The sequence below is a fragment of the Streptomyces sp. NPDC002793 genome, from assembly GCF_040295485.1.
Taxonomy (GTDB): Bacteria; Actinomycetota; Actinomycetes; order Streptomycetales; family Streptomycetaceae; genus Streptomyces.
The window spans coordinates 59,011-70,745 of sequence record NZ_JBEOVL010000016.1 but is presented as its reverse complement, the minus strand read 5'-3'; the positions used below and the strand labels follow the sequence as shown (position 1 = coordinate 70,745).

9 protein-coding genes are annotated in these 11,735 nt (G+C 72.0%); 3 read left to right on the top strand and 6 right to left on the bottom strand.

Annotation, left to right across the window (positions count from 1 at the left end; all coding sequences use genetic code 11):
* Positions 1-228: 228 nt before the first annotated feature.
* The 3 genes from ABT001_RS17950 to ABT001_RS17940 all read left to right on the top strand — a co-directional run bounded on the left by ABT001_RS17950 (position 229) and on the right by ABT001_RS17940 (position 5,845).
* Complete coding sequence (locus ABT001_RS17950) at positions 229-1,224, top strand: LuxR C-terminal-related transcriptional regulator (RefSeq protein WP_351278133.1); 996 nt, start codon at positions 229-231, stop codon at positions 1,222-1,224.
* Between the two features lie 73 nt (positions 1,225-1,297).
* On the top strand, positions 1,298-2,473 hold the full coding sequence (locus ABT001_RS17945) for a serine hydrolase domain-containing protein (RefSeq protein ID WP_351278132.1): 1,176 nt from the start codon (positions 1,298-1,300) through the stop codon (positions 2,471-2,473).
* A gap of 312 nt (positions 2,474-2,785) precedes the next feature.
* On the top strand, positions 2,786-5,845 hold the full coding sequence (locus ABT001_RS17940; protein WP_351278129.1) for an AfsR/SARP family transcriptional regulator: 3,060 nt from the start codon (positions 2,786-2,788) through the stop codon (positions 5,843-5,845).
* 28 nt (positions 5,846-5,873) lie between these two features.
* Here the strand turns inward: ABT001_RS17940 and ABT001_RS17935 are convergent, their stop codons facing one another.
* The 6 genes from ABT001_RS17935 to ABT001_RS17910 form a co-directional block, all read right to left on the bottom strand.
* On the bottom strand, positions 5,874-6,065 hold the full coding sequence (locus ABT001_RS17935) for a hypothetical protein (RefSeq protein WP_351278126.1): 192 nt from the start codon (positions 6,063-6,065) through the stop codon (positions 5,874-5,876).
* 98 nt (positions 6,066-6,163) lie between these two features.
* Positions 6,164-6,814, bottom strand: coding sequence for a hypothetical protein (locus ABT001_RS17930; RefSeq protein ID WP_351278124.1), 651 nt, complete (start codon positions 6,812-6,814; stop codon positions 6,164-6,166).
* Positions 6,811-8,076, bottom strand: coding sequence for a M20 metallopeptidase family protein (locus ABT001_RS17925; protein WP_351278121.1), 1,266 nt, complete (start codon positions 8,074-8,076; stop codon positions 6,811-6,813). Before ABT001_RS17925 ends, ABT001_RS17930 begins: the two co-directional genes overlap by 4 nt.
* Positions 8,073-9,347, bottom strand: coding sequence for an aminotransferase-like domain-containing protein (locus tag ABT001_RS17920; protein WP_351278119.1), 1,275 nt, complete (start codon positions 9,345-9,347; stop codon positions 8,073-8,075). The genes ABT001_RS17925 and ABT001_RS17920 overlap by 4 nt, the downstream gene beginning before the upstream one ends.
* Positions 9,348-9,396: 49 nt before the next feature.
* Complete coding sequence (locus ABT001_RS17915) at positions 9,397-10,659, bottom strand: MFS transporter (protein ID WP_351278116.1); 1,263 nt, start codon at positions 10,657-10,659, stop codon at positions 9,397-9,399.
* On the bottom strand, positions 10,656-11,654 hold the full coding sequence (locus tag ABT001_RS17910) for an NADP-dependent oxidoreductase (protein WP_351278113.1): 999 nt from the start codon (positions 11,652-11,654) through the stop codon (positions 10,656-10,658). The genes ABT001_RS17915 and ABT001_RS17910 overlap by 4 nt, the downstream gene beginning before the upstream one ends.
* Positions 11,655-11,735: the final 81 nt, after the last annotated feature.

Sequence of the window (11,735 nt, the reverse complement as noted above, 5' to 3'; positions counted from 1 at the left end):
ACAGGGACCGCCTGTAAAGCAATCATCAAGATGCCTTCTTCGCACGCGTGTTGATTTCTGTTCATCCGCTCACCGTGCACACTCCCTTGTGCCACGGGACTGCGGGATGAATCACCATGCCAGAGCTTGTAGAGGCATGTGTGGGAAGAATGGAGCAGCAAGCTGCATGGCAGCATGCTGCCACGCTACGTAGTGGGGGGAATGATGGGGAATATCGCCAATGCGGACATGAGTGGACCACCTGAAGCGAACCTGCGGACGGTGTATGAATATGCGCTGCAATGCGCCGCCGAAGAGACACTTTCGGCCAATTCCATCAGCGGCCGTACGGGCCGGCCCTCCGCGCAGGTGGGAGACGCCGTGCGGGAGCTCCTCGGCATGGGCCTCCTGCGCGTCGGTCCCGGGGGCGAACTCCGTGCGGTGGCACCGGAGGAGGCCGTGGCCGGGGTGGTCGGTCCCCTCGACCGTGACATCCGCACCCGCCGCGCCGTCGCGGAGCGGAAGCGGGAGTCGATCATGGCTTTCCTGCCGGTCTTCCAGTCGAGCCAGTACTCCCGCGAGAGGGAGAGCAGGTTCGAGGTGCTGGAGGACCTCGGCCAGGTCCGCGGGGTCATCACCGACCTGGCCGCGCGGTCCCGCACCGAGATACTCACGGCGCAACCGGGAGGGGGTCGCGACGAGGGAAGTCTCAAGGAGGCGGAGCCCCGGGACCAAGAGGTCCTGGATCGGGGCGTGCGGATGCGCGTCCTCTACCAGCACACCGCACGCTTCAGCCCGTACACGGCGGTCTACATCGATCGCATGCTGGAGTTGGGGGCGCAGGTCAGGACCCTGGACGACCACTTCAGCCGTCTCCTCGTCTTCGACGCGGAGACGGCCATCATCTCCCTCCCCGCCGACCCCCAGGGTGCGGTGGTGATCCGTGAGCCGCACACGGTCGCCTTCATCGTGGAGACGTACGAGCGGCTGTGGCTCTCGGCCGATGCCTGCACGGGCACCGCGGGTGCGCGGGCCGGGGTCGCGGGCGATGTCAGGCAGGCCATCGTCCGCCTCCTGGTCGAGGGGATGACGGACGCCTCCATCGCGACGCGCCTGGGCATGTCGGTACGGACCTGCCGTCGGCACATCGCCGACGTGATGGAGGAGTTGGGTGCTCAGAGCCGGTTCCAGGCCGGTTACCTGCTAGCGTCCCCGCCCGGCGGGACCGGCGATGCGCACGCGTAGGGCGTCGGCATGCCCCGCGACCATCCGGGCAGAACTGGGCGACCGCATCCGCATGGGAACGAACAGGGGAAGCATGTTGACGAGCGACCACGAGAACGGCCCGGTCCAGGGGCACGGGGAGGCACGGGTGCACGGGGAGGTGCACGCCGGCTTCGAAGGAGTGCGCGCGGCCTTCGCGCACGTGGTGCGGGAGCAGCCCCTGCCGACCGGGCAGCAGTTGGCGGTTCACCGGGACGGGGTGCGCGTCGTGGACCTCTGGGCCGGACCGGGGGTGGACGGGGACACGCTGACCGGTGTGTTCTCGGTGAGCAAGGGGGCCGTGTACATCGTCGTGGCCCTGCTGGTCCAGGACGGCGTGCTCGACCTGGACCGTGCGGTGTCCTCGTACTGGCCCGAGTTCGGCGGCGCGGGGAAGGAGCGGATCACGCTGCGGCAGGTGCTCGCCCACCAGGCGGGCGTGGTCGGTGTGGACGAGGTCTTCACCATCGAGGAACTGGCCGACGACCGGCTCATGGCCGGACGCCTCGCCGCACAGGCCCCTTACTGGACACCCGGTACGGCGTTCGGCTACCACGGGCTCGTCGTCGCCGCCCTCGTGGGCGAGGTCGTCCGCAGAGCCACCGGGCGGAGCCTGCAGGACTGGTGGGAGTCGCGTGTCCGCCGACCGCGCTACGTCGACTTCTTCCTGGGACTTCCCGAGGAACTGGAGCCCCGCTACCTGCCCGTGACACCCGCGGTGCCCGAACCGGGGGCCGAGGAGCCCGCGCAGGAGCCGCGCAGGCTGAGAGACATAGCCTTCAGCACGGCCCACCTCCCGGACCTGTCCCCCTTCCCGAACTACCGGCTGACCAGGGCACTCGGTCAGGGGTCGGCGGGCGGTGTGGCCTCGGCCCGGGGAGTGGCGGCCGCCTACGCGGCGGTCATCGGCGCCCTGGACGGCAGCCCCGCGCTCCTCGACCCTGACACGATCGAGACGTTCACCCGGATCCACTCGGAGGGGACCGACCTGGTGGGCGGTGGGGAGAGCTGTTTCGCCCTGGGCTTCCAGCCCCTCGGCGAGCGGTACGCGGCGCTGGGTACGGACGCCTTCGGCCATGGAGGCGCGGCCGGCGCCATGGCGTTCGCGAGCCCCGGTCAGGGCCTGGCCTACGCCTACATCCGGAGCCGGTTCGCACTGGGGGACAGCGCGGACAAGGAGAACACCCTGCTGGTCGAGGAGGTGCTCTCGGCCGTTCGCGGTCGGAAGTAGGGAAGACGCGGCGGCGGGGCGGCGGGGGCCGGTCGTGTCCGGCACGCCGCCCCGTCGCGGGGGCGCCGCGCGGTCATGAGCGGTGAGGGCGGCGTCCTCCGGCGTTCTCCTGGCGTTCTCCTGGCGCCCTCCTGGCGCCCTCCCGGCGTCAGGGACGCGGCCGGGCCTCCGCCGGGCGCCCGCAGGCGGGTCCGCGTACCGCACTTCGGGAGTGACGTCCCGTTTCTGCATGTTCAGACCGATGAGCCAATATCATCGTCCGGGCGGTGCCCCCGCAAGGGGCCTGTCCGGTCCGTAAACGGGGGGGGCGAAATGAACAGAGAAGGAACGGAACCACCGGCGGCGACATCCGGGACGAAAGACCTGCGATTCCGGATCCTCGGGCCGCTGGAGGTCTCGGCCGACGGGGTGAGGCTGTCGTTGGGGGGCGCGGTCCAGGAGCGGGTGCTGTCCGTCCTGCTCCTGGAGCCCGGCCGGGTGGTGCCCATGCCCCGCCTCGTCGAGGCGGCCTGGGAGGACGACCCGCCGGCGACCGCCTCGCACCAGGTGCGCAAGGCGGTCTCGGACCTGCGGCGCCGGATCCCCGGTGACGGGGTCATCTCCACCGAGGGCAGCGGCTACCGCATCACCATGACCGCCACGCAGCTCGACCTGCTGGAGTTCAACGACCGCGTCCGGACCGCCGAAGCGGCCCTGCGCGAGGACCGGCGGCCCGAGGCCGCCGCCGAACTGGAGGCCGCACTCGCGCTGTGGCGCGGGGCCGTCCTCTCCGGCCAGGGCGGAGCGGTCATCGAGTCGGCGGCCACCGTGCTGGAGGAGCGCCGACTGGTGGCCACGGAGGAGCTCTTCGATCTGCGACTCGGCCTCGGCCTCAGCAGCGAACTGGTCGCCGACCTCAGGAACGCCGTCGCCGCGCACCCGCTCCGCGAGACCTTCCACGGCCATCTGATGCTGGCCCTGTACCGCAACGGGCGGAAGGCCGAGGCGCTGAACGAGTACGCCCGGGTCCGCGAGATCTTCGCCGACCAGCTGGGCGTGGACCCCGGGCCCCCGCTGGCCAGGCTCTACGAGGACATCCTGCGCGACGACCCCGGGCTGCTCCTGCCGCAGCAGCCACCGCCGCCCGCCCGGGAGAGACCCCCGGCCCAGCCGCTCACGGTCTGCACCCTGCCCCAGCCGCTGCCCGACTTCACCGGCCGCCAGAGGGAACTGACCGAGCTGCTGGGCTACGCCCTCGCGTCCGACGCCGGCGACCGCTCCGCAGGGGTCGTGGCCGTCGACGGCATGGGCGGCTCAGGGAAGACCTCGCTCGCGGTGTGGGCAGCCCACCGTCTCGCCGACCGGTTCCCCGACGGTCAGCTCTACGTGGACCTGCGCGGATTCACTCCGGGTGAACAGCCCCCGGTGCCGGCCGGCGCGGCGCTCGACCACCTGTTGCGGTCCTTCGGCGTCAGCGACGACCGCATCCCCGGCGACACCGAGGCCAGGGCCCACCTGTGGCGGGCCACCGTCGCCGGCCGCAGGCTGCTGCTGCTCCTGGACAACGCGGCCCACGCCGAACAGGTCATCCCGGTGCTCACCGCATCGCCGGGCTGCCTGGTCCTGATCACCAGCCGCTCCCGGCTGCTGGACCTCGACGGAGTCAACTGGGTGTCCGTCGGCCTGATGACGCCTCAGGACAGTGCCGCCCTGGTCGCGGCGACGCTCGGCACGGACCGGGTCGAGGCCGAACCCGAGGCGGCGGCCGAGCTGGCCGAGCTCTGCGGACACCTGCCCCTCGCCCTGCGTATCGCCACCGCCCGGCTGCGGAACCGGTCGTCGTGGACGCTGCGCTACCTCGCCGAACGCCTCCGGGACGAGACCCGCAGGCTCGACGAGCTGCGCTCGCCGCAGCGCAGTGTCGCCGCGACGCTGCGCCTGTCGTACATGGCGCTCAACGTACGGCAGCGGGTCGCCTTCCGTACCCTCGGACTCCACCCGAGCACCGGGATCGACGTCCACTCGGCGGCCGCCGTGCTCGGCACCGACGTCCACGATGCCGAGTCGACCCTGGAGATCCTGCTGGACATGCGGCTGGTGCAGCAGCCGGTGGTCGGCGTCTACACCCTGCACGACCTGGTCCGCAGCTTCGCCCGGAGCCTGTTCGGGCCCGGGACGGCGGAGCAGGACTCCGCAGCGGTGGAGCGGCTGCTCGGCTACTACCTCACGGCGACGGACGTCGCCTGCCAGATCCTCTTCCCCGGCCGGGAGCAGCGCGGCACCGGCATACCGCCGTACGACGGCAGTCTTCCCCCCCTCGCGGACGCCGAGGCGGCTCGCGCCTGGTTCGACCGCGAGCACAGCGGGCTGCTGGCGGCCGTCTCCCTGGCGGAGCTGAACCAGCTGCACCGACACACCGTCTGCCTCACCCGCAACCTCAGCTTCCATCTGAACGCGCGCGGCCAGTTCGACGAGATGTGGAACATCTGCCTGACCGCGCTGACCGCGGCCCGCGGGCTGGACGACGCGCAACTCCTCTGCGTCACCCTGTCGAACGTCGGGGTGGCCTGCTGGAAGGTGGGCCGGTTCGAGAGCGGTCTGGAAGCGGCTCAGGAGGCCAGGGACGTCGCCGTCTCGCTCGGCGACCGGCGCATCCAGGCCCACAGCGAGTCGACCATCGGCCTTCTCGCGTCGATGCTCGGCCGGTACGAGGAGGCGCTCACCCTGCTGAGCGAGGCCGTGGCCAGGTCCGAGAAGCTGGGTGCCATCCGTGCCGAGGCCGAAGGGCTGTCCACGCTGAGCACGCTGTACGAGAAGTGGGGCCGTTACGACGAGGCCGCGCAGACCGCCCGCCGGTCCCTGGAGATCAGCCGCTCCCTCGGCTACCACGGGAACCTCGTCATGGCGCTGACGGACCTCGCCTTCGCCCAGGTGGGCCTCGGTGAGCTGGAGGAGGCCGACGCGAGCCTGGAGGAGGCGCGCCGGCTGAGCGAGATGCGGACGGCTCCGGGGGATGTCGGTCTGGTGCTGGCGCTCTCCGCCCGTGTGGCGCACGCCTGGGGGAGGACCGCCGACGCGGAGGGCTTCGCGGTGCGTGCGCTGGAGCTGTCGCGGACCGGTGCCACCCCGGTGCGGCGGGCGGAGGTGGAGAACATCATCGGTCACCTGCGGTGCGCGCTGGGTGATCCGGCGTCGGCCCTCGAACTGCACGGCCACGCCCATCGTGCCGCCGTGGACATGGGCTTCCGCTCGGAGGAGGCGTCCGCTCTGAGCGGTCTCGCCCGGTCCCTGGAGCTGCTCGGCGACGTGGTGGCGGCCGAGGAGCGTCAGGCAGAGGCCGACCGGCTCTACGTGTTGATGGGGGTCCGGAACCCGCGGGCCGTCTCCGCCTGATCCCGGAGGGGCCGCGCCGGCCGGTGCGTCAGGGGGAGACGGGCGGCGCGGCGGGGCCGGCGTTGTTGGCGAGCACCACCGTGGCGCCGGCCGCGCCGCTCCTGGGCACGTCGTTGCCGGCGACCACGGTGAGGGCGAGCCCGGTCATCATCAGGGCCACGATCACGCCGGCGACGCCGCGGGCGGTCCGGACCGGGTTCGTGTTCAGGTTCTCGCTCATTTTTCGCTCCTGTGAAGGTGTTCGGGACGGGGTGAGCGGTCCGGGGTTCCGGCCCGCTCTCGATGGATCCCAAGGTGCCCGGAGCCGTTCCTGAGCGGCTACTGCGTCGTTCCCGCCGTCAGGGAAGCAACCAGGAACGGCGTCCTGGCCATCTCCACGGGGCGGGGACCGGCCGCGGTGAGCGCCACGCTCGTCCTCATACCTCCCGATTCATGCCCGATCAGATCCAGCACACCGCGGACCGTCTCCCGGACGCCACCCCGCTCCGGCCCCTCGAACGGCTCGACCGTGTCGGGCCAGGCGATGGCCAGCAGGAGGTGCATGCCGTCCACGGACACCGAGTCGACGTGGCACACCGGTGTCGGGCCGTCCTCGCCCGGAGCGGCCGGCGGCGCCGGGGAGTCGTCGAGGAGCCGCCGCAGTTCGGCCTTGTCCGGGAGCCACGTCCCCGTACCCGTCGGCGGGGGGACGAGGTCGCGGACGGCGTCGAGCACGGCCGGTTCGGCGTCGCCGCCGCACAGGACGAAGTCGATGCCGTGCTCCGCGCGGACATCGGTGGCCAGCTTCCTGAGGGTCCGCGCCGGGTCCTCGTCGGTCAGTGTCCGCTCCGGCGGCACTCCGTCGTGCGTCCCGGACAGGGAGCCGCCGGAGCGGCGGAGCGCCCAGGCCTCCAACCCGATGTCCGACACGGCACGGGCCAGGACGGCGTCGGGGGTCAGCAGGAGGACTCTGCGTGGATTGCGCATCATGACCGTCTCATTCGTGGATCGGCCCCGTCGGAAGGATCGGGGTCGTCGGGGGTGGTGTCGTGCAGGCGTCCGGTGGCCAGCGCCGCGTAGAGGGCTGCTCCCGGGCCGAGCACGGACTCGTCGAAGTCGGCCAGCGGGGAGTGGTTGTCGGGTGCCGTTCCGGGATCGGCGCCGGGAGTCGTGGCCCCGAGGAACACCATCGCGCCGGGTATCTCGTCCACGACCCGGGAGAAGTCCTCCGAACCCGTCATCGGCCGGGGCAGGGTTTCGTAACCGTCCTCGCCGAAGAGCTCGGAGACGGTCCGGGCGACGGTGTCCACCGCGGCCGGGTCGTTGACGGTGACCGGGTACAGGGGCTGCCATCGCACCTCCGCCTCGATCCCGTGCGCGGCGGCCACGCCGTGGCACACCTCCGTCAGGCACCGCTCGGCCCGCTCCCGGGCCTCGGGGGAGAACGTGCGGACGGTGGTCTCGAAGACCGCGGTGTCCGGGATGATGTTGTTCTGTGTCCCCGCGTGGAAGGACCCGGTCGTCACCACGACCGGGTCGAAGACGTCGAACGCGCGGGTGACCCTGGTCTGCAACGCCACGACCATCTCGCACGCCACCGGCACCGGATCCTTCGCCGAATGCGGCATGGCCCCGTGCCCGCCGGCCCCGCGGACCGTGACGGTCAGGTTGTCGACGGCAGCCATGGTCGGGCCGCCCCTGGCGCTGAACCGGCCCGACGGCCGCCCGGAAGCGGTGACGTGCAGGGCGTAGGCCGCCACCGGCCGGGTCCCCGAGGCGTCCAGGATCCCCTCCTCCAGCATGTGGCGCGCCCCGTCGTACCCCTCCTCACCGGGCTGGAACATCAGGACGACGTCACCGGCGAGACGGTCCCGGTGGTGGGCCAGAAGCCGGGCCGCGCCGGCCAGCATGGCGGTGTGCAGGTCGTGTCCGCAGGCGTGCATGGCGCCGTTGCCCGCCGCGAAGTCCAGCCCGGTGCGTTCCGTCACCGGCAACGCGTCCATGTCGCCCCGCAGGAGGACCGTCGGGCCGGGCCGGGCACCGCGCAGCACGGCGGTCACGGAGCTGAGCCGTCGCCCCGTGGTGATCTCGAGCCCCAGTCCGTCCAGTGCCCGGAGCACCGCCTCCTGGGTGTGCGGCAGATCCAGACCCACCTCGGGCCTGGCGTGCAGGGTCCGCCGCAGTCGGACCAGGTCGTCCTGGACGCCCCGTGCGTCGTCCAGCAGTCCGTCGGTGGGGCGCCGCCCGTTCATCGCGCCACCGCTTCGCGCAGTCGGGCCGCGCCGCGGGGCTCCGGCTCGGCGCGGATGACGTCGGCCAGCCGCCGCACGCCCTCCCGGACCTGGCTCACGGAGGGGTAGGAGTAGGAGAGCCGCAGGTTCCGCTCGCCGCCCCGGGTGTGGAACCCGGTGCCCGGCACGTAGGCCACCCCGCCCCCGATCGCCCGGGGCATCATCGCCCGCGCGTCGAGGTTCCCCGGCAGCGTCAGCCAGACGAAGAACCCTCCGGCGGGCACCGTCCAGGACACGCCCTCCGGCATGGTGGCGGCCAGCTCTTCGAGCATGGCGTCCCGACGGACGCGGTACAGGTCCCTCGCCACACCGAGGTGCCCCTGCCACGACCGGGTCTCCAGGAAGTGGCTCACCGCCCGCTGGGTGAGCCTCGAGTGGGAGAGCATCGCGCTCTCCGCCGCGAGGACGAGTTTCCCGGTCACGGTCCGTGGAGCACGGACCCATCCCACGCGCAGTCCGGGCGCGAGGGTCTTGGAGAACGACCCCAGGTAGATCACCCCTTCCGGGGCGTCGGCGCACAGGGCCCGGTGCGGCCGCTCGCCGAAGTGCAGCAGCCCGTACGGGTTGTCCTCGACGACCAGGACGCCCGCCCGCCGGCAGATCTCCAGGACCTCCTTCCGGCGGTCCGCGCCCAGCACCCGGCCGGTGGGGTTCTGGAAGGTCGGCACCGTGTAGAAGAACTTGGCCGGACGCCCCTCGGCGGCGAGCAGGGCGAAGGCGTCGGCAAGGGCCTGGGGGACCACCCCGTCGCGGTCCATGGAGACCTCGACGACCCGCGCCTGATGGGCGGCGAAGGTGCTGAGCGCGGTGACGTAGGTGGGGCCCTCGGTCACCACACTGTCCCCGGGGTTGACGAAGACGCGGGTCACCAGGTCGAGCGCCTGCTGCGACCCGACCGTGACCAGGACCTCGTCCGGTGTCGTCTTGACACCCTCGGCCGCCATGACCTCGCACATCCGCTCGCGCAGCGCCAGGTCCCCCTGCGCGGAGCCGTACTGGAGGACGCTCGGCCCTTCGGTGGCGAGCACCTCCTGCAGGACCGCGCGCAGCGCCTCCGCGGGAAGCGCCTCCGGGCTGGGCATCCCTCCGGCGAGGGAGACGACGTCCTCCCGGGCGGCCATCGAGAAGAGGGCCCTGGTCTCGGAGGGCACCATCCGGTGCGTCCGGTCGGCGAAGAACAGCGGCGGGGAGGGGACCGTGTCCGGGGGCGAGGACGGCTGGAACGAGAGCATGGCGTCTCCTGGTGGCTCGGGTGAGGGCGGGGGAGCGAGGGGCAGCGGGTCAGGCGGCAGGCGTCAGCTCCGGCTGCCGCTGTGCCTCGTCCTCCGCCCTGTCCGCGGCCCGGGGGCGGAAGCGCAGCGCGGCCCACAGACCACACGCCGCGAACGGCACCAGCAGGGCGGCGACGGTGAGGAAGGCGGAGGTGAGCGACTGACGTGCGGCCAGTCCCACCACGGGCATCAGGGCGGCGGTCCCGAGACCGATCGCCAGCAGCCGCAGCGACGCCATCTTGGCCTTGTCCAGGGGACCGGCCTGCTGCTGAAGAAGGGTCAGGAGCAGGGTAATGGCGTTCAGGTTGGCGAAGCCGGCCAGGAAGAATCCCGCGTAGTGCAGGGCCGGGGTGGTGGTGAAGGCCAGCCCCGCCGCGAGCACCGCCTGGAGCGACACCCAGACCGGCAGCAGTGACAGACGCACCGTCCAGCGGGTGAAGAAGGTCGCGGCGATCATCCCTGCGCCCAGCGTGCCCTCCAGGGCCGACACGGCCCACGGCTGTCCGCCGTGCCAGGCGTCGACCAAAGGCACCACGAGGGTGGAGAGGCTGTAGGAGTACACGAAGTCACCCGCGCACATCAGCACCATCGCGAAGACGACGACCTCGTGGCGGTGCCTGCTGAACAGTCCCGCCCAGTCCCGGAGCATTCCGGGCAGGGCCGAGCGCAGGGTGCTGTCGCGCAGCCGGCCCGCGGACTCCTGACGCGGCGCTCGCAGCCGCGAGACCACCAGCGCCGCCACCAGGGAGACCGCCACGTCGATCAGGAGGGCCTGGGTGGCCGTGCCGATCATCAGGACCAGACCGAGCGACGCCATGCCGATGAGGCTGCCTGCCTGGATCGCGATGCCGATCAGGCTGTTGAAGGCCACGGCGCGGTCCCCCGCGATGTGGTGCGCGGTGAACTTGAAGAAGGCGGTGCGCTGTACGTTGTCGAACACGGCCAGGAACACGGCGGCCGTGCCCACCACGCTCACCACGGCACCGTCTCCGGTGGAGAGCGCCACCACGATGACGCCCACGGTCAGCGCGCGCAGGAGACTGCACAAGACGTAGACGGTCCTGGAGTCGAGGGCGTCGACGAGCGGCCCCGAGAAGGGGAGCACCGCCACCGCCCCCAGACCCTGGAGGGCGAAGATCATGGCGAACGCCTGGGCGTCGCCGGTCTGCTGGAACAGTGTCTGGCCGAGTGCCAGTGTGTACAGGCCCATGCCGATGCTGGAGACGAGCATCGAGCCGAGCATGGTGCGCGCAGTGGTGTCCCGCAGGATCATGACGCCGTCACCCGGACCATCGCCTTGCCGGTGTTGCCACCGGCGAGCATTCCCAGGAAGGCGTCGACGATCCCGTCGAAGCCCTCGGTGACCGTGTGCCGGTCGGTGACCGTGCCGGCGGCGAGGGCGGGAAGCAGCAGCTTCTCCAACTCGTCCTGCGCGTCACGGTGGTTGCGGACCAGGAAGCCCTCCAGCCTGACGCTCTTCTCGACCAGGTCGAACAGGTTGCGAGGCGCCGCCGGAGGCTCGGTCGCGTCGTACTGGGCGATCGCGCCGCACCAGGCGATCCGCCCGTACTCGCGCATCGCGCCGATCGCGGCCTCCAGGTGGTCGCCGCCCACGTTGTCGACGTACACGTCGATTCCGTCGGGCGCCGCCTTCGCCAGCTGCTCGGGAAGCCGTCCGTCGCGATGGTCGAACGCGGCGTCGAAGCCCAACTCCTCGGTGAGCAGGCGGACCTTGGCCGGCGAGCCGGCGCTGCCGACGACCCGGCCGGCTCCCATCATCCTCGCCAGCCGTCCCGCCGCGCTCCCCACGCCCCCGGCCGCCGCGGAGATGTAGACCGTCTCGCCGGGGACGAGCTCGGCGATCCGGGCGAGGGCGACGTAGGCGGTGAGACCCGTGCCGCCGAGGATCCCCAGGAAGGCCTCGACCGGTACGCCGGGCACCTCGGGCAGGACGCGTACGTCCTCGGGGCGCACCACGGCGTGGGTACGCCATCCCTGCCGGTGGAACACCAGGTCGCCCTCGGCCAGCCCGTCGGTCCGTGAGTCGGTCACCCGCCCGATGGAGCGGCCCTCCAGCGGGGAGGACAACTCCCAGTCGCCGTCCATGTTCTCGCGCATGTACGGGTCGACGGAGAGCAGGACGTTCTCGACCAGCGCGGCGCCCGGCTCAGGGACCGGCACCGGTCCCTGGGTGAAGGCGAACTCTGCGCCGGTCGGCCGGCCGGCGGGGCGGCTCACCTGCTGGACGAATCGTGCGGTCTGTGACATCAGGGGGCTCCAGGAGTGTGCGAGTGGGAACGGGCGGAAAGAGAGGACGGGGTGGAGGGGCGGATCACGCCGGTGGAGCCG

Coding starts and splice junctions, on each gene's coding strand:
- ABT001_RS17950 (WP_351278133.1), top strand. CDS start 229: ATGAGTGGACCACCTGAAGCGAACCTGCGGACGGTGTATGAATATGCG.
- ABT001_RS17945 (WP_351278132.1), top strand. CDS start 1,298: ATGTTGACGAGCGACCACGAGAACGGCCCGGTCCAGGGGCACGGGGAG.
- ABT001_RS17940 (WP_351278129.1), top strand. CDS start 2,786: ATGAACAGAGAAGGAACGGAACCACCGGCGGCGACATCCGGGACGAAA.
- ABT001_RS17935 (WP_351278126.1), bottom strand. CDS start 6,065: ATGAGCGAGAACCTGAACACGAACCCGGTCCGGACCGCCCGCGGCGTC.
- ABT001_RS17930 (WP_351278124.1), bottom strand. CDS start 6,814: ATGATGCGCAATCCACGCAGAGTCCTCCTGCTGACCCCCGACGCCGTC.
- ABT001_RS17925 (WP_351278121.1), bottom strand. CDS start 8,076: ATGAACGGGCGGCGCCCCACCGACGGACTGCTGGACGACGCACGGGGC.
- ABT001_RS17920 (WP_351278119.1), bottom strand. CDS start 9,347: ATGCTCTCGTTCCAGCCGTCCTCGCCCCCGGACACGGTCCCCTCCCCG.
- ABT001_RS17915 (WP_351278116.1), bottom strand. CDS start 10,659: ATGATCCTGCGGGACACCACTGCGCGCACCATGCTCGGCTCGATGCTC.
- ABT001_RS17910 (WP_351278113.1), bottom strand. CDS start 11,654: ATGTCACAGACCGCACGATTCGTCCAGCAGGTGAGCCGCCCCGCCGGC.